The sequence below is a fragment of the Rhodopseudomonas sp. BR0M22 genome (genome assembly GCF_010907035.1).
Classification (GTDB): Bacteria; Pseudomonadota; Alphaproteobacteria; order Rhizobiales; family Xanthobacteraceae; genus Rhodopseudomonas.
On sequence record NZ_QUMK01000043.1, the window covers coordinates 24480 to 48681 of the forward strand.

Below are 24202 nucleotides of genomic sequence, written 5' to 3' on the forward strand. Positions count from 1 at the left end.
CCCGCGGGTGACGTCGGCAAATGCATCATTCAGCAACGGATCACATCCCATGACCGCTCCCAAAGTCCTCATTTCCGACGCGCTGTCGGAAGCCGCTGTCCAGATCTTCAAGGATCGCGGCATCGATGTCGATTTCCAGCCGAACCTCGGCAAGGACAAGGAAAAGCTCGCCGAGATCATCGGCAATTATGACGGCCTCGCGATCCGCTCCGCCACCAAGGCGACAGCGAAGATCCTGGAGAAGGCCAACCGGCTCAAGGTGATCGGCCGCGCCGGCATCGGCGTCGACAACGTCGAGATTCCCGCGGCGACCGCCAAGGGCATCATCGTGATGAACACCCCGTTCGGTAATTCGATCACCACCGCCGAGCACGCCATCACCATGATGCTGTCGCTGGCCCGCGAGATCCCTGCCGCCGACGCCTCGACCCAGGCCGGCAAGTGGGAGAAGAACCGCTTCATGGGCGTCGAGATTACCGCCAAGACCCTCGGCGTGATCGGCTGCGGCAACATCGGCTCGATCGTCGCCGACCGCGCACTCGGCCTGAAGATGAAGGTGATCGCGTTCGATCCGTTCCTGTCGCCGGAGCGCGCCAAGGATCTGGGCGTCGAGAAGGTCGAGCTCGAAGACGTCTTCAAGCGCGCCGACTTCATCACCCTGCACACTCCGCTCACCGACAAGACCCGCAACATCATCGACGCGGCTGCGATCGCCAAGATGAAGAAGGGCGTCCGCATCATCAATTGCGCCCGCGGCGGTCTGGTCGACGAGAACGCCCTCGCTGAAGCCCTGAAGTCCGGCCAGGTCGCCGGTGCGGCGTTCGACGTGTTCTCTGAAGAGCCGGCCACCAAGAACGTGCTGTTCGGCCTGCCGAACGTGATCTGCACCCCGCATCTCGGCGCCTCGACGACGGAAGCGCAGGAGAACGTCGCGCTGCAGGTCGCCGAGCAGATGAGCGACTACCTGCTGACCGGCGCGATCACCAACGCGATCAATTTCCCGTCGATCACCGCCGAAGAAGCCCCGAAGCTGAAGCCGTTCATCGAACTCGCCGAGAAGCTCGGCTCGTTCGCCGGCCAGCTCACCGAGACCGGCATCACCAAGGTCACCATCACCTACGAGGGTGAAGTGGCCGAGATGAAGATCAAGGCGCTGACCTCGGCGGTGCTGTCGGGCCTGCTGCGCCCGATGCTGGGCGACATCAACGTCGTGTCGGCGCCGGTGATCGCCAAGGAGCGCGGCATGGTGGTGGACGAAGTCGTCCGCGCCGCCGAGAGCGATTACGAGAGCCTGATCACCCTGACGGTGGCGACCGAAAAGCAGGAGCGCTCGGTGTCCGGCACGGTCTATGCCGACGGCAAGCCGCGTCTGGTCGACATCAAGGGCATCCGCGTCGATGCCGAGTTCGGCGCCTCGATGATCTACGTCACCAACGAGGACAAGCCGGGCTTCATCGGCAAGTTCGCCAGCCTGCTCGGCGACGCCAAGGTCAACATCGCGACCTTCAACCTCGGCCGTCACAGCGAAGGCGGCGACGCCATCGCGCTGGTGACGATCGATGGTCCGGCCCCGGCCGACGTGCTGGAGAAGGTCCAGGCGCTGCCGCAGGTCAAGCAGGTCAAGCCGCTGACCTTCTGATCACCTGGCATCGCACGGCCGTCGCCGACTTTCGCAAGTCGATGGCGGGCCGCCGCCGCAATTGACGCCTGATCGATCCCTCCCCCTCTGGGGGAGGGATTTTTTTCGGACTCAACCTCAGATACGCAATTTGTGGAATTGCGTGCACTGCAGTAACCGTCCGGGAACATTTTCTCCGTAGTTGTACGAGTGCAATGTACTCGCATGTGGTGTCGTACCTCGGGGAGAGTTTCGTGAAGTTCAGTAATCTTCGTATCGCCCCCAAGCTGGGCCTGCTCGTTGCAGGTACTATGATCGGCTTGTGCTTGGCCGGGATTTTTGCCGGCGTGATGATGCAGCGGGAGATGCTGCACGCGCGCTTCGATCAGGCCAAAGCCATCACCGAGATGGGCCGCAATCTGGCGGTCGGCCTGCAGAAGAAGGTCGAGGCCGGCGAACTCACCAAGGAGCAGGCGATCGCCCAGTTCGCCAGCGATGTGGCGCTACTGACTTACGATAACGGCCAGGGCTATCTGTTCGCCTACACCATGGACGGCGTCACCATTGCGACCCCGGACAAGAAGGCGGTCGGCACCAACCGGATGAACGTGCCGACCGGCGACCGCTATCTGGTGCGCGAGCTGCGTGACGGCGTCGCCGCCAAGGGCGATGTTACCCTGTTCTACGATTTCCGGCGCCCCGGCACCGACGAGAACATCCGCAAGATGTCCTACGGCTTGGCGTTTCCCGGCTGGAACATGTTCGTCGGCACCGGCGCCTATCTCGACGATCTCGACGCCAAGCTGAAGCCGATCTTCTGGACGCTGGGCGGTGCGATCTTGGTCATCGCGCTGATCGCCGGTCTGTTTGCGGTTCTGATCGCCCGCGGCATCACCCGTCCGCTCGCAAAACTCGGCGCCCGGATGGATTCGCTTGCGCATGGCGAGTTGGAGCAGCCGATCCCCGGCATCGAGCGCGGCGATGAAGTCGGCGGGATGGCCAAGACCGTGCAGGTGTTCAAGGACAACGCGCTGCGCATCCGCGATCTCGAACGCGCCGAGGAGGCCGCCAAGGAGCGCGCCGCAGCCGAGCGGCGCAACGCGATGGAGCGCCTCGCCGACGAATTCGAGCACAGCGTCAACGGCGTGGTGCAGTCGGTGACGTCCGCGACCTCCGGCATGCAGCAGACCGCGCAATCGATGACCGCGACCGCGACCGACGCCAGCGCCCGCGCCGCGACCGTGTCGTCGGCCTCGGCGAGCGCCTCCAACAATGTCGGTACGGTCGCGTCCGCCGCCGAAGAACTGTCGGCGTCGGTCACCGAAATCTCGCGGCAGGTCGAGCAGTCGCGCGAGATCGCCAGCAAGGCGGTCGACGACGCGGCGCAGACCAACGAGACCGTCAAACTGCTCTCGACCGGTGCCGAGAAGATCGGCGAGGTGGTGCAGCTGATCCACTCGATCGCCTCGCAAACCAACCTGCTGGCGCTCAACGCCACCATCGAGGCGGCGCGGGCCGGCGAGTCCGGCCGCGGCTTCGCAGTGGTCGCCAGCGAAGTGAAGGCGCTCGCCAGCCAGACCGCCAAGGCCACCGAGGAAATCTCCGCCCAGGTGGCGGCGATGCAGTCGTCGACCAGCAACGCCGTGCAGTCGATCGGCGGCATCACCGCGACCATCGCGCAGATGAGCGAGATCACCATGGCGATCTCGACCGCGGTGGAGCAGCAGGGCGCCGCGACCCGCGAAATCGCCCGCAACATCCAGTCGGTCGCGGCCGGATCGAACGAGATCAGCATGCATATCGGCGGCGTCACCGAGGCGGCGACCGCGACCGGCTCGGCGGCCGATCAGGTGCTCGCCAACGCCCGTGAACTCGACGCCCAGTCCGGCGAATTGCGCCGGGCGGTCGACGACTTCCTCGGCAAGGTCCGCGCCGCCTGATCATCGGTCGCTTCGGCTTCCCCACATCACTTCGCCCCGGGCAGATCTGACGGTCTGCCCGGGGCTTCGTCGTTCGATGAGCTAACAGATCGGGAAACCAACCCTCGGGTTCCTACGGGGAGTCCTTTAAACCGATTAGAGATGCTGCCGCCGTAACGCTGCTTGACCAACCGGTTTCAGGTGCGCGGGAGCTCCCTACTGTGAAAATCACCAATCTGCGGATCACGCCGAAGCTCGGGATCCTGGTCGCCGTCGCGATGCTCGGCCTCCTGGCGTCCGGCCTGTTCGCCGCGTCGATGCTGCAACGGGAGATGCGCGACGGCCGTCTGGAGCAGACCAAGGCGCTGGTCGACAGCGTGCTCAACATGGCGATCGGGCTGCAGAAGCAGGTCGCGGCTGGCAAGCTGACCAAGGACCAGGCGATCGCCGAGTTTCAGCAGCGCGCCGGGACCATGACCTACGACGGCTCCAACGGTTACTTCTTCGCCTACAGGATGGACGGCACCACCGTGCTGATGGCCGACCCGAAGATGATCGGCACCAACCGGCTCGACGTCGAGACCGCCGGGCGCAAGATCGTCCGCGAGTTGCGCGACGGCGTCGCCGCCAAAGGCGACGTGACGCTGATCTACGAATTCATGAAGCCGGGCAGCACCGAATTGCTGCGCAAGGTCTCCTACGCGGTCGCGATCCCCGGCTGGGACATGCTCGTCGGCACCGGCGTCTATTTGCAGGACATCGACGCCAAGATGCGGCCGATGATGCTGTGGCTCGGGCTCGCGATCCTCGGGATCGGTGCGGTCTGTTCGGTGGTCGCCTGGGCGATCAGCCGCAGCATCACCAAGCCGCTCGGCGCTCTCGGCGCCCGGATGAAGGCCCTCGCCGAAGGGCAGCTCGATGCGGCGATCCCCGGCGTGGAGCGTCGCGACGAGGTCGGCGAGATGGCCGCGACCGTGCAGGTGTTCAAGGACAACGCGCTGCGTATCCGCGGCCTCGAGCAGCAGGAGCAGGAGGCGCAGCGCCGCACCGCCGCCGAGCGCGCCGCCTTGATGCGCGGCATCGCCGACGAGTTCGAGTCCAGTGTCAACGGCGTGGTCACGAGCGTCGCCGATGCCACCCGGCAGATGCAATCCACCGCGCAGTCGATGACGTCGACCGCGGCGGATGCCTCGAGCCGCGCCGCGGCGGTCGGCTCCGCCTCGGACTCCTCGTCCAGCATGGTCGGCACCGTGGCGTCGGCGTCGGAGGAACTGTCGGCTTCGGTGCAGGAGATCTCGCGTCAGGTCGAGCAGTCGCGCGCGATCGCCGGACGCGCTGTCAGCGACGCTGAGCTGACCAACGAAACCGTAATGCAGCTATCGGTCGGAGCCGAGAAGATCGGTGAGGTGGTGCAACTCATCCATTCGATCGCGTCGCAGACCAATTTGTTGGCGCTCAACGCCACCATCGAGGCGGCGCGCGCCGGCGAATCCGGCCGTGGCTTTGCGGTCGTCGCCAGTGAAGTGAAAGCGCTGGCCAGCCAGACCGCCAAGGCCACTGAGGATATTTCGGCCCAGGTCGCGGCCATGCAGGCGTCGACATCGAGCGCCGTGCAGTCGATCGGCAGCATCACGGCGACCATCGGTGAAATCAACAAGATCACCATGGCGATCTCGACCGCGGTGGAGCAGCAGGGCGCTGCTACGCGCGAGATTGCTCTCAACATCCAGTCGGTGGCGGCCGGCGCCAACGAGATCAGCGATCACATCGGCGGTGTGAGTTCGGCGGCGGCAGCGACCGGCGATGCCGCCGCCGACGTGCTGTCGCATGCCGAAGCGCTCGGCGGCCAGTCTGTTGCGCTGCAATCGTCGGTCGACGACTTCCTGCGCAAGATCCGCGCGGCCTGATCGTAATGCTTGAACTTTTTCGGCGATGGTGATGACAATAGATAGCTGGGGGGATGCGTGAATGTCGGGAGGTAGCGCATGCCCGTGATGCTGCAAGGCAACATCGCATTCGAGCCGGAATTCGTCGGCAATCTTGCGTGGTTGACCCGCGCTTTGATCGCGCGAGATATCGACCCTGACGGTGTGACGATCGCCAAGACGACGGCCGGTGTAGCGCCAGCTCCGCGTTCCACCGGTCTGTGCTACGCCTACAACGTCTCGACCGCAGACGATGCGTTCCTGGTAATCGAAACCGGCGACGACCGGTTCCTCGAGAAATTCCTGCATCACATCGAGCAGACGGACATCGCGGCGCCGCTGCCGGCCAAAGGCGTGTTCGCACGCCTGACCCGCTGGATGTCGCCGCCGGCGTGAACACGGCGGGCGGGGCTCGGAGCGCCGAACGCGGAGCCGCCTGTCGCAACGTCATTCGGGGGCACGCCGAGAGGCGCGACCCCGAAACGACACGGTGCCTTTCTTCGCCTTTCGCGCTGACTTCGCTCTCAGGATTTCGGCGCCTTCGAACGGCATAAACTCCTTGTCGTCGGCCTTGGTCGGATCGCGGCTGCCGCGCGCGGCACCGCATGACCGGGGGCGGGGCGGGAACTCACCTTCGGATTGCGCCAGCGTGGGTTCGTCGCCAGCGCAAAGACCGCGGCCGACCCGAGCAGTAATTTTCCCCTGGAACCGCATCCCTGTGAAGGCAAGCCGGTGTTGTGGCCGCGCAACGTCGCGAGCCGAGTCGGCTTTGACAGCGGCGGGCGGCAACTCTATTTAGAAGCGTTCTAAATTGATGAGCGGTGCGATGAAGGCGTTTTCCGACCTGACCGAGCGCGAAATTCTGGCGCTGGCGATCGCCAGCGAGGAAGAGGACAGCCGGATCTATCTCGCCTTCGCCGAAGACCTCGCCGAGCGCTATCCGGACTCCGCGCGCGTCTTCACCGAAATGGCGCAGCAGGAGAAGGGCCACCGCCACATGCTGCTGCGGATGTACGAGGACCGGTTCGGCCCCAACCTGCCGCCGATCCGCCGCGAGGACGTCAAAGGCTTCATCCGCCGCCGCCCGATCTGGCTGACCCGCAATCTGCCGCTCGACCGTATCCGCAAAGAGGCGGAGACGATGGAGTTCGAGGCGCAGCGTTTCTACGAGCGCGCCGCCGAACGCGCCACCGACGTCCATATCCGCAAGCTGCTCACCGACCTCGCCGAGTTCGAAAAGCGCCACGAGCAGCGCGCGGTGCAGCTCACCGACAAGATCCTCACCCCCGACGCCCGCAGCGTCGAAGATCATGCGGCGCGGCGGATGTTCGTGTTGCAATACGTCCAGCCGGGTTTGGCCGGCCTGATGGACGGCTCGGTGTCGACGCTGGCACCGCTGTTTGCCGCCGCTTTCGCCACCCATCAGAACTGGCCGACCTTCCTGGTGGGGCTCGCCGCCTCGATCGGCGCCGGCATTTCGATGGGCTTTGCCGAAGCGCTGTCCGACGACGGCTCGATGACCGGCCGCGGCTCGCCGTGGCTGCGCGGCGGCATCTGCGGACTGATGACCACGCTCGGTGGTCTCGGTCACACTTTGCCGTATCTCGTCCCCGACAGCTGGGCCAACGCGTTCTGGATCGCGACCGGCATCGCCGCCCTGGTGGTGTTCGTCGAATTGTGGGCGATCGCCTATGTCCGCGCCAAATACATGGACACGCCGTTCCTGCATGCCGTGTTCCAGATCGTGCTCGGCGGCGTCATCGTGCTGGCCGTGGGCATTCTGATCGGCGGCGCGTAGTCGAGTTGCTACCTGCGGTCTTCGACCTAAGTCTTAGTCTGAAACCAGCTTTCCTCGTAGTCGCACGAGGCGTTTGCTTAAGCAATTCCAAACAGCCGACGATCAGCATGGGGCTCTCCCAGGAGTGCCTATGTCCTTCTCGTTCAAATCCATCCGCAAAATTCAGGTCAAGATCGCGCTGGTCGCCGGCCTCTGCCTGACCGGCGCCAGCCTGATCCTGATCGGCTACAGCGTCCTGTCCGCGCAAAGCACGCATCACTACGTCGCCGCCGAGGTGATGAAGCTGGTCGATCAGCAGACCAAGGAAAGCCTGCTCAACCGCGCCACCTCCGAAGCCTCCGTGATCAAGGCCGAGCTCGACCTTGGGCTCGATTCCGCGCGCAACATGGCGCACGCCTTCGAAGTGCTGGCCGATCCGAACAACGCCGGCACCACCGACGGCAACCGCCGCCTTCAACTCAACGCCGTGCTGCGCAATACGCTGGAAAAGAACCCGGCCTTCAACGGCACCTACTCGGCCTGGGAGCCGAATGCGCTCGACGGCAACGACGTCGCCTTCAAGGGCCGGCAGACGATGGGCTCGGACAGCACCGGCCGCTTCCTTCCCTACTGGACCCGCAGCGCCAGCGGCTCGATCGCGCTGCAGCCGCTGGTCGAATACGACAGCCAGGAGCGGCACCCGAACGGTCTGGTGAAAGGCGCCTGGTTCATCAACCCGAAGGCGACCGGCAAGGAGAACATCCTCGGCCCGCTGCCCTACATCGTGCAGGGCAAGGCGGTGTTCCTGGCGACGATGTCGGTGCCGATCAAGATCGACGGCAAGTTCGTCGGTGTCGCCGGCGCCGACTACAATCTCGACTTCGTTCAGAAGCTGGCGCAGCAGAGCAACGGCTCGCTGTTCGGCGGCAAGGGCAAAGTCGTGATCCTCAACGACACCGGCCTGATCGTCGCCAACAGCGCCAATCCGGAATCGATCGGAAAGAGCGCGGTCAGCGCCGATCCGCGCTGGGCCGAAAGTCAGGCGATCGTCAACGAAGGCAAAGGCAAGGTGCTCGACGATCCCAAATGGGACAACGTCGAGATCTACGCGCCGATCTCGGTCGGTCGCACCGGCACGCCGTGGTCGGTGCTGATCTCGGTGCCGCGCAACGTCGTGCTGGCGTCCGCCCACGAGCTCGACTCCGCGCTGAACGATCGCGCCAATTCGGCGATGTTCTGGCAGCTCGGCACCGGAATCCTGGTGGTGGTGATCGCCATCGCGGTGATCGCCTTCGCGGCCCGCAGCATCGCCCGGCCGATCGGCGATTGCGCGAGTTTCGCCGACGGCATCGCCAAGGGCGACCTCGATCAGAAGCTGGCGATCGAACAGGTCGACGAGGTCGGCGTGCTCGCCAACTCGCTGCGCACGATGCAGGGCGAACTCAAGCGCAGCATCGCGCAGCGTGCCGAGGATCAGGCCAGTGCCGATCAGGCACGGCGCCGCGACATGAACGACATGGCGGACAAGTTCGAATTGGCCGTCGGCAAGATCGTCGAGACGGTGTCGTCCGCCTCCAGCGAGCTGGAGCTCTCGGCCACCAGGTTGACGACGACGGCGGAGCGGTCGCAGCAACTGACCTCGATGGTCGCCACGGCGTCGGAAGAGGCCTCGTCCAACGTCCAGTCGGTCGCCACCGCGACCGAAGAGATGTCGGCCTCGGTCAATGAGATCAGTCGTCAGGTGCAGGATTCCTCGCGGATCGCCAACGAGGCGGTGGGGCAGGCGCAGCGAACCAACGACCGGGTCGGAGAACTCGCCAAGGCCGCGACGCGGATCGGCGACGTGGTCGAACTGATCAACACCATCGCCGGCCAGACCAACCTGCTGGCGCTCAACGCGACGATCGAAGCCGCGCGCGCCGGCCAAGCCGGCCGCGGCTTCGCCGTGGTGGCCGCCGAGGTCAAGCAGCTCGCCGAACAGACCGCGAAAGCCACCGGCGAGATCAGTGCGCAGATCAGCGGCATCCAGTCGGCCACCGGAGACTCGGTGTCGGCCATCAAGGAGATCACCGACACCATCGGCCATATCTCCGAGATCGCCGCCTCGATCGCCTCCGCGGTCGAGCAGCAGGGCGCTGCCACCCGCGAGATTTCGCGCAATGTGCAGCAGGCGTCGCGCGGCACGAGCCAAGTCACGACCAACATCGCCGACGTCAAGCGCGGCGCTGGCGAGACCGGCACAGCCTCGTCGCAAGTTCTGGCGGCGGCGCAGTCTCTCGCCGGCGACAGCAATCTGCTTCGACGCGAAGTCGCCCGATTCCTCGATACGATCCGTGCTGCCTGACGTCGCTGTCGTCCGTAACGGTGACGATCAGGGCGCCGCCGTTTCGCACGACGGCGGCGCCTTGGTACTTCAAGGCGAGCAAGTACCCCCGCGCCTGGCGTCCTCGTCCCTTGTCACTGAGGACTCTTACGTAGTCCGCGATTAAAGGAAGTTGATACCCGCGTAGGTAGTGTTGAGTCGCTGCGACTGTTGCGCGGGATCGGAACCCGAGAGGCACGAGCCTTTTCGAAGGGAACTTGTCCGGTTGCGTTGCGCGCAGTCCGAACGTGAATTTCGCCGCTGATATCGTGAAGCTCCGGGGGGCTTGAAATGAATTTGAAGATCCGTGTCGTGCTGCCGGTCGTGGTTTCGATCCTGGCGGCGACGGCCGTGACGTTTGCCGGCATCGAGGCGCGCGACGCATTTGTCCGTCGCCAGCAGTCGGAAGCGTTTCTCGCCGTCAACCAGATCTCCGAATTGTTGCTGACGAGTGCCGGTCGTTGGGCGGTCGAGCGCGGGCTTGCCAATGGGGCGCTGCACGCGCCGGGGCCAGTGGATGACAAGCGGCGCGAGGCGATCGTGAAGGCGCGTGCCGCCGGCGACGCGGCGTTCGACGAAGCGTTGACGCTGATGCGTGGCGTGCCGGAGATGAGCGCCGGCGGCGGGGCGATCGACGCTGCGCAGCGCGCGGTGACGGCCTACAAGGCGCTGCGTGCCCGGATCGACGAGGAGATCGCCAAGCCCGCGGCCGGTCGCGATCCGGAACTGGTCCGCACCTCGTTCGCCACGCTCACCGGTACGATCGATGTCGCCGCGACCTCGCTGCGCGAGACCTTGGAAACACTGACCAACGCGCCATCGATGACGCTGGGGAAGATGGTTCCGATCCGCCATCTGGTGGCGGTGATGGCGGAAAACGCCGGCCGCGAACGCGGCTATCTCGGCGGGCTGGTCGGCGCCAAGGCCAAACTGTCACCCGACAACATTCGTGACCTCGCCGGTTTTCGCGGCCAGATCGATCTGGCCTGGCCGGTCGTCACGGCGATGAAGCTGCGTCCCGACACGGTGGCCGCGGTCAACGCCGCGATCGACGGTGTCGAGTCCGGTTACTTCGGCACCTACGGCAAGATTCGTAACGATGTTCTCGCCGCCGGCGACAGCGGCGCCTATCCGATCACCGGCCCCGATTACTTCGCCCGCGCCACCGACGGCGTCGAGAGCATTCTCAAGCTCGCCCGCGTGATCGGGCAAACGGCCGACGCCGAAGCAGCCGCCGACGTCGCCAGCAGCACCTCGCATCTGATCGTGTGCCTGGCCGCACTCTGCGTCGCCGGAGTCCTGGTGGTGGTGAGTCTGCTGGTCACCTTCCTGCGCGTGTTGCGGCCGCTGGCTCAACTCGGCGGAGCGCTGCGCAAGCTCGCGCAGGGGCAGCTCGACGTGGCGTTGCCGGGGCTCGATCGTAAGGACGAGATCGGCGAGATGGCTCAGGCGATCGGCGCCCTCAAGGTCCACGCCGCCGACAAGGCGCGGGAGGAGGCCGAGGCACGGAGGCGCCAGGACGAGATTCTCGCCGAGCAGCGCCGTGCCGACATGCACAAGCTCGCCGACGATTTCGAAGGTGCGGTCGGCGAGATCATCGAGACGGTGTCGTCGGCATCGACCGAACTCGAAGCCTCGGCCAGCACGTTGAGCCGCCATGCCTCGATGTCGCAGAACCTCACCGTCAGGGTCGCCAGCGCCTCGGAAGAAGCCTCCACCAACGTGCAGTCGGTGGCGTCCGCGGCCGAGGAGATGACCGCGTCGGTCGAGGAGATCAGCCGGCAGGTGCAGAGCTCCGCGCAAATCGCCCACGAGGCGGTCGAACAGGCGGCGCAGACCAATCATCGGGTCGAGGAGTTGTCTCAGGCGGCGACCAAGATCGGCGACGTGATCGAGTTGATCAACGCCATCGCCGGCCAGACCAATCTGCTCGCCCTCAATGCCACCATCGAGGCGGCGCGCGCCGGCGAAGCCGGTCGCGGCTTCGCCGTGGTGGCCGCCGAGGTCAAGCAGCTCGCCGAACAGACCTCGAAGGCGACCGGCGAGATCGGTCAGCAGATCTCCAGCATCCAGGCGGCGACCCGTGAGTCGGTCGATGCCATCAAGGCGATCAGCGGCACCATCGAGAAGATGTCGGAGATCGCCTCGACCATCGCCTCGGCGGTGGAAGAGCAGGGCGCGGCGACGCGCGAGATCTCGCGCAACATCCAGCAGGCGGCCGAAGGTACGCGCGACGTGTCGTCCAACATCGTCGAGGTCGAGCACGGCGCCAGCGGCACCGGCTCCGCCGCCGGCGAGGTGCTGCAAGCCGCGCAATCGCTCGCCGGAGAGAGCAACCGGCTCAAGGCGGAGGTCGGCAAGTTCCTGCACACGGTACGCGCGGCGTAACAGCCGCGCGCCGCCTCAGCGCCGCGCCGCGATGAACACGCCGGCCACCACCATGGCGTAGCCGGCGAGGTGGAACAGCTCGGGCTTCTCGCCGAGCAACACGATCGCCATCACAGAGCCGAACACCGGCATCAGGTGCAGGAACGGCGCCGAGCGGTTCGGCCCGATCAGCGCGACGCCGCGGTTGAAGCACAGATACGCCAGCATCGACGGGAAGATCACCACGTAAACGAGCGTGCCGGCGGTGATCCAGTCGGCGGTCGGCCGCACGCCGCCGGCGTACTCCATAATCGCGAACGGCAGCAGCAACAGCGCTCCGCCGCCGGTGGTGACCACGATCAGCGACAGCGGATGCGTCGCCGGCCGCTTCGGCATCAGCGCCGAATACAGCCCGAACGCGCACAGCGCGCTGGCCAGCATCAGGTCACCGCGGTTGAGCTCGATTGCCGCCAATGCGGCGAAATCGCCGCGCAGGATGATGGTCAAGACGCCGAGCAGCGACAGCGCGATGCCGATCGTCTGCATCCAGGACAGCCGGACACCGAACAGCAGCAGCGACCACAGCGCGACGAACAGCGGCCCGGACGATTGCATCAGCAGCGCGTTGAGCGCCTGGGTATATTGCAGCCCCCAGTACGACAGCGCATTGTTGATCGCGAAGCCGGTGGCCGACAGCGCGATCATCAGTTTCCAGTGTACGAACAGCTTGCGCCAGTCGTGCCGCAGATGCGGCCAGGCGAACGGCAGCAGTAACAGCATCGCGCCGATCCAGCGCGCGCAGGACAGCGTCACCGGCGGCACATGGCCGGCGACGGCGCGGCCGAGCACGATGTTGCCGGCCCAGAACAGCGAGGTCAGGCTGAGCAGCAGATAGGGCTGGTTGGCGAGCCAGCCGAACATGGAGCGGAACCGGGCGATCAAACGGGGGCCGAAGCAAGAGAGCAAGACGATCTTGGTGCCCGAATTCATCCCGCCGCAAAAGAGGCGCGCGGCGGATTGCTGGCATGCGCGGCCGGCTCGGCCGCCGCGCGGGTTCCATCATGCGGCGCCGCGCCGAGACGGTGCGGCGCGGTCCACGGCCGCAAAAGAATCGGCTACCACGGCGCGGGCGATCCGCGCATCTTGTGCCGGAACGTCGAATGGGGCGCACATGAGCATCGACGAGTTGAACATCAAAGGCCTGACCGAACTGGAGCGCGACGATCCGGGGCCGGTGGTGATGGTGAATCTGATCAGGTTCAGCGAACAGGCCGGCGACGGCGACGGCACCGGTTGGGACGCTTACTTGCGCTACAGTTCGCAGAAGGTGGCGCTGGTGAAGAGCTGCGGCGGGCTCCTGTTGTGGAGCGGCAATGCCAAGGCGGTGGCGTTCGGCAACGCCGATCACGGACGCTGGGACTACGTCTCGCTGGTCTACTACCCGTCGGTCGAAGCATTCCTGGGAATGATGCAGTCGCCGGAATATCTCTCGCAGTGCGAGCCGCACCGGCGCAACGCCTGCGCCGAGCACCTGATCCTCTGCACCCGCGAAGCCTTCAGCAAGTTCCACATCCCCACCAAGTGACCGCGGCGCCAACGATCCCTGCTCGGTTCAATCTCCACGACGCGCATATCGAAAGCGTTACGTCGACGGGCTTGCTGCGATGGCGAAAGCGGCAGAGATCCTGGCACCAGTTTTCGTCCGGCCAGCCCAGAGTGCTTCATCGATTGATCAAAGCGGACTTAGCCTTTCCAAGCGCACTCAAGTCCTCATCCTGAGGAGCCCGGCAAAGCCGGACGTCTCGAAGGATGAGGAGCTGCAGGGCTTGCGGCGCATGGTTCGAGACGGCGCTTCGCGCCTCCTCACCATGAGGTTCTGTCAGTTGCGACCCGTTAGACAGTGCGGTTTTAATTCCATCAAAAACAGAATCACTCCAGCAAGGCAGTGGTGTCATGGCCGTGCCTGCGTTCTTGACGCGCCTTCCTCCGCCGACTGGTCTTCGGACTCTGCCCGGGCTGCCGAAGCCTCGCTCGCCGCAATGATGCTCTCGTACTTGCTCAGACGACGTTCCAAGTCTCGCAGCTGCAGTTCGTCAGCGGCTTGAGCCGACAGAAGAGCCGCTTGCAAGGCTACCTCCGCCTTTAGGACATCGCTGTCTGTCGTTTCAGACAACGCCTTGGAAATGCTCGCGAGAGCGTCGGCCGTGAGTGGTGAGACCGCTGAAGCGGGACTGGGGCTGGCGAGCCCGGTCGTTTCAACTCCGAAGTCAGCTCGCACGCGTGACGGCACCCGGCGGAGCGTGGCGTTGAAATCAGCTTCATTTCCTGCCCCAGCAACGGCCTTCCTTGCCAGACCGCGCCTGACGAGCAATTTGGCGCCGATAATTCCGAGGGCGACAATTGTCAAAGGCACCGCGACAGCGGAGCTAAGAACGACGGCTTCAGGACTCATCGAATTTCTCCAGCTCGAGGAGAACGTACTGCCCCGCTAAATGTAGGATCACGGCCATGCAAACGCAAATGACCGGGAGGCTCCAGAGCATTGTCATGCTCTTGGCAAACTTATCGTAATCGTAGATCAAGCCGACGATTGGGCCGATGACTCCCGTCGCGACCCAGGCCACCGCGATGTTGTTGAAGAAAGTCGCGAGAAGCTTGAGACCCTCGGTAGGGCTGTTCGTCGCCATCGATCCTCGCCCTTCTCCTCAAAGGCTCGGCCTATAGCACGGAACAAAGTTCCACCGTAGGTAGGATCGTCTCTCCCGGGCTCTATTGCGGTCCGTCGAAACGCCGTTCAACCCGCCTTCGGCTTGCGCGCGGCGACGATGACGCCGGTCAGCACCAGGGCGTAGCCGACCGCGTGATACAGATGCGGCTGCTCGCCGAGAAACACGATCGCCATCGCCGAGCCGAACACCGGGATCAGATGGAAGAACGGCGCCGAGCGATTGGCGCCGACCAGCCGGACGCCGCGGTTGTAGCACAGATACGCCATGATCGACGGGAACACCGCGACGTAGAACAGTGCGCCGACATTGGCCCAGTCGAACGCCGGCAGCGGCTTGGTGGTGAGCTCCCAGATCTCCAGCGGGATCAGAAACAGCGCGCCGCAGCCGAAGGTAAAGGCGAGGAACGACAGCGCGTGCATCTGCGGCCGCTTCTGCGTCAGCGCGGTGTAGAGCCCGAACATCGCCAGCGCCCCGACGAACATCAGGTCGCCGATGTTGAGTTCGATCGCGGCGAGTTCGGCGATATTGCCGTGCAGGATGATCACCACGACGCCGACCATCGAGGTGGCGATGCCGAGTGTCTGCATCAAGGTGAGCCGCACCCGCAGCACGATCAGCGCCCACAGCGCCACGAACAGCGGTCCGGTCGATTGCAGCAGCAGCACGTTCAGCGCGGTGGTGTACTGCAGCGCGGTGTATTGCAGCGTGTTGAAGGTGGAGATGCCGATCACCGACACCGTCACCATCAGGACGAGATGGCGGCGGATCACCTTCCAGTCGGCGATCAGATGGCGGAAGGCGAACGGCGCGACGATCAGGAACGCGCATGCCCAGCGCAGGAACGACAGCGTCACCGGCGGGAAGTGACCGGCTACGGCGCGGCCGACGATGGCGTTGCCGGCCCAGAACAGCGAGGTGAGGCTGAGCAGCAGGTAAGGCTGATCGGTGATCCAGCCGAAGCGATGCGAGGTTTCGGCAGATGGTGTCGTCGTGGTCATGGGCGGCCCGCAAGTCGGAAGGCGGCGCACGCTACGCCTTGGCCGCACGAGCCGAACGTCGCCTCCCTTTGAGTTTGCCCCAGCAATACGGCTTTTCGCACCGACCACAAGTCGGCTGCACGCATTGCGCGCATGCGGACGGCTGGATTCGGGCTGAATATTTCACGCCGATTCCGCAGTCTTCTTCAGCTTGCCGATGCAGAGGAGCATCCGCGCCCCGCGGGCGGCGACCGGTTGGTCCTGAGCGGAGTTGGACGCGCACCAAGCCCGCGACTTTTTGTGCAGTGGACCTCAACTATTGTTGAGGTTGTATCGAGGTGGCTGGCTCGTTCGTCCTGGCCCGCCACACTGCACGCCGCTCCACTGTGGCAGTTGCCGGTGCCGAACGCGCGTTTGGATGCGGTTTGGAGCCGGCGATGACCGACACCTTGCGACCCCTGCCCGATACCCGGCGCCACCTCGCGCCGGTCCTGATCGTGATTCCGATCCTGGCGTCGATTTTCATCGGGATCTATCTGTGGCGTGTGGCGCGGCTCGCGCCCGCCTCTGCCGAGCATGTCCGCCCGCCGGTCGAGGTCTCCGCCTTGACGATCGAGCCGGAGCCGCTGCCGCAATCGCTCGAAGCGACCGGCTCGCTGCAGGCGGTGAACGAGCTGATGCTCGCGCCCGAGGTCGCCGGCCGTGTCGTCGCGATCCGGTTCGAGGCGGGTATGACGGTCGAGGCCGGCACGCCGCTGGTCGAACTCTACGATGCGCCGGAGCGTGCGCAGCGGGCCGATGCGATCTCGCGCGCGCAATTCGCGCGACTGCAGCTCGACCGCGCGCGCCGGCTGGTCGCGACCAACAGCGCGACGCAGCAGCTCCTCGACCAGCGTGTGACCGAACTGGAGCAGGCCGACGCCGCGGTTCAGCGGATCGAGGCGCTGATCGCGCAGAAGACGATCCGCGCGCCGTTCGCCGGGGTGCTCGGCATCCGCCGGGTCAATCTCGGTCAATACGTCAATCCCGGCGATGTCCTGGCGACGCTGACCGCGCTCGACCGGCTCTACGCCAATTTCACCTTGCCGCAGCAGGAGCTGTCGAAGCTCGATCTCGGCGGCGAGGTCACGGTGCGCACCGACGCCTATCCCGGCCAGGACTTTGCGGCGCGGATCAACGCGATCGAGCCGTTGGTGCAGCAGGACACCCGCAACGTGCGGGTTCAGGCGACGCTCGGCAATCCGGATCGCAAGCTGCGGCCCGGCCTTTACGTCACCGTCCGCATCGCGCAGCCGCTGCGGCCATCGGCGATCCTGGTGCCGGCGACCGCGATCCAGACCAGTGCGTCGGGCGACAGCGTCCTCGTCGTTCGAGACGGCAAGGCCGCGCCCGTGCCGGTCACCACCGGCCAACGGGTCGGTGACCGCATCGTGGTCGAAACCGGCCTCGGCGGCGGCGACGTGGTGATCACCAGCGGCCAGCTCCGCGTCCAGCCGGGAGCGCCGGTCAGCGTAGCCGCTTCGGCGGCCGCGTCGCGCCCGTGACCGTGGAGGGCGGCGTCATGCGGTTCACCGATCTTTTCATCCGCCGGCCGATCCTGTCCGTGGTGGTCAGCCTGCTGATCCTGATGGCGGGGGCGAGCGCGTTCTTGTCGCTGCCGGTGCGGCAATATCCCAACCTCGAAAGCGCGACCATCACGGTCGATACGATGTTTCCCGGCGCGACCCAGGAGGTGATGCAGGGCTTCGTCACCACCCCGATCGCGCAGGCGATCGCCTCCGCCGACGGCATCGAATATCTCACCTCGACCTCGACCATGGGACAGAGCCAGGTCAAGGCCAAGCTGGTGCTCAACGCCAATTCCGATCGGGCGATGACCGACGTGCTGGCCAAGGTTCAGCAGGTCAAGTACCGGCTGCCGGCCGGCGCTTACGATCCGGTGGTGACGAAGATCACCGACGGTGCTTCGGCGGTGCAGTACGTCGCCTTTGTCAGCGACACGCTGACGATTCCGCAGATCACCGATTTCGTCACGCGGGTCGGACAGCCGCTGATCACGTCGGTCAAGGGCGTGGCTTCCGCCGATCTCGCCGCCGCGCAGGCGTTGTCGATGCGGGTGTGGCTCGATCCGGTCAAGCTCGCGGCCCGCAACCTGACGGCGGGCGACGTTTCCGCGGCGCTGCGCGCCAACAACGTGCAGGCCGCGCCCGGCCGGCTCGAGAGCGGCCGCACCGTCACCAACATCACCGCCGCGACCGACGTCACCACGGCCGACGACTTCCGCGACATGGTGATCAAGACCGGGGCCGACGGCCTGGTGCGGCTGCGCGATGTCGCCGACGTCGAGATCGGCAGCCAGAACCGCAACACCCTCGGTTGGGCGAGTGCCCGCCGCGCGGTCTATCTCAAGATCGCCCCGACCCCTGACGGCAATCCGCTGGAGATCGTCGCCGCCACCAAGGCGCTGATCCCGGCGATGCAAAGCGTGGCGCCGCCGGGCCTTACGGTCGAGAACCAGTTCGACGTCGCCCATTTCGTCCACGCCGCGATCGACGAGGTGCAACACACGCTGATCGAGGCCGGCCTGATCGTCGTGGTGGTGATCTTCCTGTTTCTCGGCTCGCTGCGCGCGGTGATCATTCCGGTGATGACCATCCCGCTGTCGCTGGTCGGGACCGCGGCGCTGATGCTGGCGTTCGGCTTCTCGCTCAATCTGCTGACGCTGCTGGCGATGGTGCTGGCGATCGGCCTCGTCGTCGACGACGCCATCGTGGTGGTCGAGAACATCCATCGCCACATCGAGGAGGGGCTGTCGCCGATCGATGCGGCGCTGGTCGGCGCCCGCGAGATCGTCGGCCCGGTGATCGCGATGACGATCACGCTCGCCGCCGTCTACGCGCCGATCGGCCTGATGGGCGGCCTGACCGGAAGCATGTTCCGCGAGTTCGCCTTCACGCTGGCGGGCTCGGTGGTGGTCTCCGGCCTGATCGCGCTGACGTTGTCGCCGATGATGAGTTCGCGGCTGCTCGGCGGCAAGCAGGTCCAGAGTCGGTTCGCCAATATGATCGAGCATCGTTTCGCGGCGCTCGCGAACGGCTACGGCCGGCTGCTGGCCGCGACGCTGGCGATCCGGCCTGCGGTGCTGCTGGTTGCCGGCACCATGCTGCTGGCGATCGTGGCGCTGTTCTTCGGTGCCAAGCGCGAACTCGCGCCGCAGGAAGACCAGGGCTACGTCTTCACCGCGGTGCGGGCGCCGCAATACGCCAATCTCGACTACACGGCGGCGGCGGCCGGGCAGGTCCAGCAGATCTTCCGGTCGATGCCGGAATACGCCGCCAACTTCTTCGTCGTCGGCACCGATGGCCTCAACAACGCGTTCGGCGGCATCATCCTCAAGGACTGGAGCGAACGCCAGCGTTCGGCCACCGACATCCAGGCGGCGCTGTACCGCGCCGTCGGCAGCGTCCACGGTGCGTCCGTCACGCCGTTCCAACCGGCGGCGCTGCCGGCCTCGACCGGCGGTCTGCCGTTCCAGATGGTGCTGCGTTCGCCCGCCGGATTCGACACCATCTACCGCGAGATGGAGGCGCTGAAGACGGCGGCGTGGCGCAGCGGCCTGTTCGTCTTCGTCGACAGCGATCTCGCCTTCGACAGCCCGACCGCGCGGATCCGCATCGACAGCGCCAAGGCCGGCGAAGTCGGCGTCACCATGCAGGCGATCGCCGACACCCTCGCGGTGCTGGTCGGCGAGAACTACGTCAACCGCTTCAATTACTACGGCCGTTCCTACGACGTCATCCCGCAGGTTCGCCGCAGCGACCGGCTGACGCCTGAGACGATCGGACGCTATCAGGTCCGCACCCGCTCCGGCGAGATGATCCCGCTCTCGACCGTCGCCTCGGTGTCGGTGACGCCGAGCGCCAACCGGCTGCCGCAGTTCAACCAGATGAACGCGGCGACGCTGTCGGCGGTGCTGCGGCCCGGCGTGACGATGGGGCAGGCGGTGGCGTTCATGGAGGTGCAGCCGCGCTCGCCCGGCGTCACCATCGACTGGCTCGGCGACAGCCGGCAATACGTTCAGGAGGGCAATCGCCTGACCGTCACCTTCGGGTTCGCGCTGATCGTGATCTTCCTGGTGCTGGCCGCGCAGTACGAGAGCTTCCGCGATCCGCTGGTGATCTTGGTGACGGTGCCGCTGGCGATCTGCGGCGCGCTGCTGCCGCTGTATCTCGGCTACACCACCCTCAACATCTACACCCAGATCGGGCTGGTCACGCTGATCGGGCTGATCTCCAAGCACGGCATTCTGATGGTGGCGTTCGCCAACCAGATTCAGCGCGAGCAGGGGCTCGGCCGCCGCGACGCCATCCTGCAGTCGGCGAAAGTGCGGATGCGGCCGGTGCTGATGACCACGGCCGCGATGGTCGCCGGCCTGGTGCCGCTGCTGTTCGCCGAGGGGGCGGGGGCTGCGAGCCGCTTCGCCATCGGCATCGTGGTGGTGATGGGCATGCTGGTCGGGACGCTGTTCACGCTGTTCGTGCTGCCGACCTTCTACACGCTGATCGCCGCCGACCGGCACGCCGGCGCGGCTGGCGGGCAACGCCGGACGTCGGCCGAGTCCGATGCCGTCTCCGTGTAATCCGGTGTGCGCTCGCAGCACGGCTGCGTTCGAAGCCGTGCGTCACCGCGCCGGGTCGTGCCGCCGGCACGCATTCGGTATGCGTTGGACCAAGCAGGTTGTAGAGAGTCGCTGGATTCAGTCGCCCCCGCAGAGTCTCTGAGATGACCGACGCCACCACCAAGATCGCACTGACCGTCGGCGAAGCCGCCAAGCGGAGCGGCGTGGCGGTTTCGACCCTGCATTTCTATGAGGCCAAGGGGCTGATCCAGAGCTGGCGCACCGAGGGCAACCAGCGGCGCTATCATCGCTCGGTGCTTCGCCGGATTGCCATCATCCGCGTCGCTCTGCTGGCCGGTATTCCGCTGACGACTATCCACGACGCGCTGATCGATCTGCCGCACGATCGCGTCCCCTCCAAATCCGACTGGGCGCGTTTCGCCAAGGCGTGGCAGGAGATGCTGGAAGCCCGCATCGTCGGCCTGACGCAATTGCGCGACCAGATCACGAGCTGCATCGGCTGCGGTTGCCTGTCGCTGGAGGAATGCCCGCTGCGAAACCCCGGCGACGAACTCGGGCGCAACGGACCCGGACCCAGGCGGCTCGGCGCGAAACCCTGAGACGTCGGAAGCGTCGGGCTGGAGCTGTCGTTGTCGGCCGTGCGCGCCGCACCGGTCGCGGCGCGCGGGCGCGGCTCTCACGCCGACTCGGTCGTCTTTTTCAGCTTGCCGATGCCGAGAATGTCGAGCATCGCCTTTTCGTAGAACGGCTCGCTCTCGCCGCGGCTCATCTTGCGCATGAAGTACTTTTCGAACGCGATCTTGGCGTTGTGCACCCACACGCCGGACGACGACCAGTTGACGTTGCGCGGCGGAAGCTGCGGCTGCGCCACGAAGGCGACGCCGGAATCGCCGAAATCGGCCAGGCACACCGCGTTCCAGGTCGCCTGATGGGTCGGCTCCTGGCCGTCGAGCAGTTGCCGGATGTTGTGCGCGGTCGCGGTCACCATCGACTCGATCATGAAGCCGGTCTTCGGCACGCCGCACGGCACCGGCGTCGGCCCCATCGGCGGGATCGCGACGCAGACGCCGACCGAGAACACGTTGCGATATTTCGGATTGCGCTGGTGCTTGTCGATCAGCACGAAGCCGCGCGGATTGACCAGCCCCTCGATGCCGCGCAGCGGCGCGATGCCGCGGAACGACGGCAGCATCATCGAGAACCCGAACGGCAGCTCGACCGTCTTCTTCACCGAGCCGTCGTCGGCGATTTCTTCCGCCGTGATCTTGCCCGGCTCGACCTTGGCGATCCTCGTGCTGGTCATGAACTTGATGTGGTGCTGCCGCATCTCGGCTTCGAGCAGCCCCTTGGTGTCGCCGACGCCGTCGAGGCCGAGATGGCCGATATAGGGCTCGGCGGTGACGAAGGTCATCGGCACCTGATCGCGGATCTTGCGGCGGCGCAGCTCGGTCTCGAGGATGAAGGTGAACTCGTAGGCCGGCCCGAAGCAGGACGCGCCCTGCACCGCGCCGGTGACGATCGGGCCCGGATTCCTGCAGAACTGCTCGAACGCCTCGGCCGCCGCGGTGGCGTGATCGACGTGGCAGATCGAGGTGGTGTAGCCCTCGGGGCCGAGCCCCGGAATTTCGTCGAAGGCGAGCTCCGGCCCGGTGGCGATGACCAGGAAATCGTAGCCGATCACGCTGCCGTCGGCGAGGGTGACGCGGTTCTCGTCGGGCTCCAGCTTGGTCACCGGCACCGGCTTGTAGGTGATGCCGCGCTTGGCGAAGGTCGGCGCCAGATTGACCTCGACCGCCTCGCGGGTCCGCCATTTCACCGCGACCCACGGGTTCGACGGAACGAAGTGATAGATCGGGTCCTTGGTGACGACGGTGATCTCGTCGTCACGCCCGAGCAGGTCCTTCATCTCGTAGGCCATCACGACGCCGCCGAGACCGGCGCCCATGATCAGGATGTGTGCCATCGTCGCCAACTCCTTGTTGCCGCCGGCGCACGGCGTGCCGCGGCGGTTACGGTTTCCTCGTTGGGCCGGCGGCAGTTCGCCGTTGCTTGTTGTTGTCTGCGCGGGCCTGTCGGCCAATACTTTCGTACATTCGAATATTCGAATTATGGCAGATATCGTCGCGCCTGCAACCCCCAATTGGTCAGGGTGGCGGACGAGTCGGTGCTGGCCGCGAGGCGCGGCTCAGGCGGCGCTGGGTTCCGGGCTGTTGTCGAGCACCGCCAGTGCGGTCTCGCCGATCTGGCGCAGGTCCGAGGTGAAGCGGGCCGCGAGCGCCTGCATCGGCAGATTGGAGCGCAGGCACGACATCTCGATCCGCCGCACCCCGAGCCGGCGCGCCTCGGCGATCATCGCCGCCATCAGCAGTCCGCCGATGCCCTGGCAGCGCCACTCGGCTTCGACGCTGAAGGCGGCTTCGGCGAGGTGATTGACGCGGTCGATCTCGAGCAATTCGCAGGCGCCGCGGATCTCGCCGTCTTCGAGATAGCTCAGCACCGGGCGGCCGTCCGACAGCGCCGCGCCGGCGTGGAACAGGACGTGGAATTCGGAGACGTCCTCGAAGAACCGCATCCGGCGCGCGTCGGCATCGAGCCGCATCAAGTGATTGCAGTAACGATCGGCGTCGGCCGGGCCGAGCGGCCTGACCTCTCCACGTCGTTCACTCGTTGCGGTCATCGGACGGCCCTCCGGCGAGTCGTGCCGCAGCATAGTCCTCCGCCGTCGCGACACAAACCGAACCGCGCAAATCCGGTCGGCAGTTGAAGTATCAAACTACCAAATGCGCGCGTGCGTCGGCTGCGTCAGTCCGCCGCGATTGGCCGGGCCACGGCGCCGAGTGCGGTAACGGCGGCCTCGGGGTCGAGCTCGATCTGCAGGCCGCGCTGGCCGCCGTTGAGATACACCGTGGTCTCGGCGAGCGCGGCCTCGTCGATCGCCACCGGCACGCGCTTCTTCTGGCCGAACGGCGAGATGCCGCCGACATGATAGCCCGTCAGCCGTTCGGCATCGGCCGGCTTCATCATCTTGGCGCTCTTGCCGCCGAGCGCGGCGGCGAGCTTCTTCATGCTGACCTCCTTGTCGGAGGCGATCACCGCACACACCGGCTTGCCGTCGAGCTCGGCCATCAGCGTCTTCAGCATCCGCTTCGGCTCGACCCCGACCGCCGCCGCGGCCGCCAACCCGATCGCTTCGGCATTCGGATCGTAGTCGTAGCTGTGCAGCTTGAACGCGACGCCGAGCTTGTCGAGCATCTGGGTGGCGCGGGTGGATTTGGACATGGCGGGGACTCGGGGGAGTTAGCAGGACAGCGCGGAGAGGCCTCGCGCGCCGCGGTGCACATTGTCACTGCACGCAAGCCGACGCAATGCAACGCGATCATGCCCCCACACACCGTCATTCCGGGGCGCTCGCGCCAGCGAGCGAACCCGGAATCGCGCGGCCATGGGGCACGGCAGGGCGGCCTGCACCTCCGGTTTCCGGGTTCGCGCTCGCGCGCGCCCCGGAATGACGAGGGTGTGGTGAAGACGCGCGCGGCGGCCGTTACTTCGTGCCGCCAACTCGCCGTCATTCCGGGGCACGCGCGCCAGCGCGTGAGCCCGGAATCTCGCGGTTGTGGAGCACCACGGGTCGGCCTGCACCTCCGGATTCCGGGTTCGCGCTGACGCGCGCCCCGGAATGACGGATGGGTGGTGAAGACGCGCGCGGCTGCGGTTACTTCGTGCCGGCCCTGCCGTCATTCCGGGGCACGCGCGCCAGCGCGTGAACCCGGCGACTGTCTCATGTGTCAAGGGTCTTACCTTGATATGGCGTGTCGGCTTTGACGAGTGCGTTGGCTGTGACGAGCAGTTTTCGGGCGATTGCGATGAGCGCGACCTTTCCGGGTTTTCC

General features: G+C 66.0%; 18 protein-coding genes and 1 pseudogene. 11 read left to right on the plus strand and 8 right to left on the minus strand.

Annotated features, from left to right (window positions below; genetic code table 11):
- Positions 1-49 precede the first annotated feature (49 nt).
- The 7 genes from serA (at position 50) to DY468_RS14970 (ending at position 11989) form a co-directional block, all read left to right on the plus strand.
- The gene (serA, locus tag DY468_RS14940; protein ID WP_164605591.1) at positions 50-1639 is read left to right on the plus strand and encodes a phosphoglycerate dehydrogenase; all 1590 of its coding nucleotides are present in this window, start codon (positions 50-52) and stop codon (positions 1637-1639) included.
- A gap of 233 nt (positions 1640-1872) precedes the next feature.
- Positions 1873-3558 (plus strand): methyl-accepting chemotaxis protein, encoded by a 1686-nt coding sequence (locus DY468_RS14945; protein WP_164605592.1) that lies wholly within the window; start codon positions 1873-1875, stop codon positions 3556-3558.
- Positions 3559-3758: 200 nt separating this feature from the next.
- Positions 3759-5444, plus strand: coding sequence for a methyl-accepting chemotaxis protein (locus DY468_RS14950; RefSeq protein WP_164605593.1), 1686 nt, complete (start codon positions 3759-3761; stop codon positions 5442-5444).
- A 78-nt stretch (positions 5445-5522) separates the two neighbouring features.
- Complete coding sequence (locus DY468_RS14955) at positions 5523-5858, plus strand: hypothetical protein (protein WP_164605594.1); 336 nt, start codon at positions 5523-5525, stop codon at positions 5856-5858.
- 430 nt (positions 5859-6288) lie between these two features.
- Positions 6289-7260: an iron exporter MbfA gene (gene mbfA / locus DY468_RS14960; RefSeq protein WP_164605595.1), complete on the plus strand. Its 972-nt coding sequence runs from the start codon at positions 6289-6291 to the stop codon at positions 7258-7260.
- 130 nt (positions 7261-7390) lie between these two features.
- Entirely contained in the window at positions 7391-9583 is a 2193-nt protein-coding gene (locus DY468_RS14965; protein ID WP_164605596.1) for a methyl-accepting chemotaxis protein, read from the plus strand.
- Positions 9584-9892: 309 nt separating this feature from the next.
- Positions 9893-11989: a methyl-accepting chemotaxis protein gene (locus DY468_RS14970; protein ID WP_164605597.1), complete on the plus strand. Its 2097-nt coding sequence runs from the start codon at positions 9893-9895 to the stop codon at positions 11987-11989.
- 15 nt (positions 11990-12004) lie between these two features.
- On the opposite strand, the gene DY468_RS14975 is transcribed toward DY468_RS14970, so the two are convergent.
- Entirely contained in the window at positions 12005-12910 is a 906-nt protein-coding gene (locus tag DY468_RS14975) for a DMT family transporter (protein ID WP_164605598.1), read from the minus strand.
- 229 nt (positions 12911-13139) lie between these two features.
- Between DY468_RS14975 and DY468_RS14980 the strand changes: the two genes are divergently transcribed.
- The gene (locus DY468_RS14980) at positions 13140-13553 is read left to right on the plus strand and encodes a DUF1330 domain-containing protein (protein ID WP_164605599.1); all 414 of its coding nucleotides are present in this window, start codon (positions 13140-13142) and stop codon (positions 13551-13553) included.
- 366 nt (positions 13554-13919) lie between these two features.
- Here the strand turns inward: DY468_RS14980 and DY468_RS14985 are convergent, their stop codons facing one another.
- The 3 genes from DY468_RS14985 to DY468_RS14995 all read right to left on the minus strand — a co-directional run bounded on the left by DY468_RS14985 (position 13920) and on the right by DY468_RS14995 (position 15695).
- Positions 13920-14420, minus strand: coding sequence for a hypothetical protein (locus DY468_RS14985; protein WP_164605600.1), 501 nt, complete (start codon positions 14418-14420; stop codon positions 13920-13922).
- Positions 14410-14655 carry a hypothetical protein gene (locus DY468_RS14990; RefSeq protein ID WP_164605601.1) on the minus strand — a complete coding sequence of 82 codons (246 nt, stop codon included), beginning with the start codon at positions 14653-14655 and terminating at the stop codon, positions 14410-14412. The genes DY468_RS14985 and DY468_RS14990 overlap by 11 nt, the downstream gene beginning before the upstream one ends.
- A gap of 107 nt (positions 14656-14762) precedes the next feature.
- Positions 14763-15695 carry a DMT family transporter gene (locus DY468_RS14995; protein ID WP_164605602.1) on the minus strand — a complete coding sequence of 311 codons (933 nt, stop codon included), beginning with the start codon at positions 15693-15695 and terminating at the stop codon, positions 14763-14765.
- A 416-nt stretch (positions 15696-16111) separates the two neighbouring features.
- Here DY468_RS14995 and DY468_RS15000 point away from each other — a divergent pair, with 416 nt between their 5' ends.
- From DY468_RS15000 to soxR, 3 genes are all read left to right on the plus strand, one after another.
- Positions 16112-17218, plus strand: a complete 1107-nt coding sequence (locus tag DY468_RS15000) for an efflux RND transporter periplasmic adaptor subunit (RefSeq protein ID WP_164605603.1) — start codon at positions 16112-16114, stop codon at positions 17216-17218.
- Between the two features lie 17 nt (positions 17219-17235).
- The gene (locus tag DY468_RS15005; RefSeq protein WP_164605604.1) at positions 17236-20313 is read left to right on the plus strand and encodes an efflux RND transporter permease subunit; all 3078 of its coding nucleotides are present in this window, start codon (positions 17236-17238) and stop codon (positions 20311-20313) included.
- Positions 20314-20456: 143 nt separating this feature from the next.
- Positions 20457-20912: a redox-sensitive transcriptional activator SoxR gene (gene soxR, locus DY468_RS15010; protein ID WP_164605605.1), complete on the plus strand. Its 456-nt coding sequence runs from the start codon at positions 20457-20459 to the stop codon at positions 20910-20912.
- A gap of 77 nt (positions 20913-20989) precedes the next feature.
- Here the strand turns inward: soxR and DY468_RS15015 are convergent, their stop codons facing one another.
- The 4 genes and pseudogenes from DY468_RS15015 to DY468_RS25020 form a co-directional block, all read right to left on the minus strand.
- Entirely contained in the window at positions 20990-22276 is a 1287-nt protein-coding gene (locus DY468_RS15015; RefSeq protein ID WP_164605606.1) for an NAD(P)/FAD-dependent oxidoreductase, read from the minus strand.
- 222 nt (positions 22277-22498) lie between these two features.
- On the minus strand, positions 22499-22990 hold the full coding sequence (locus DY468_RS15020; RefSeq protein WP_164605607.1) for a GNAT family N-acetyltransferase: 492 nt from the start codon (positions 22988-22990) through the stop codon (positions 22499-22501).
- 125 nt (positions 22991-23115) lie between these two features.
- A complete protein-coding gene (gene ybaK / locus DY468_RS15025) occupies positions 23116-23592 on the minus strand; it encodes a Cys-tRNA(Pro) deacylase (protein WP_164605608.1) in 477 nt (158 codons plus the stop codon).
- 499 nt (positions 23593-24091) lie between these two features.
- Positions 24092-24202, minus strand: a pseudogene (locus DY468_RS25020) (IS110 family transposase); the annotation flags it as partial.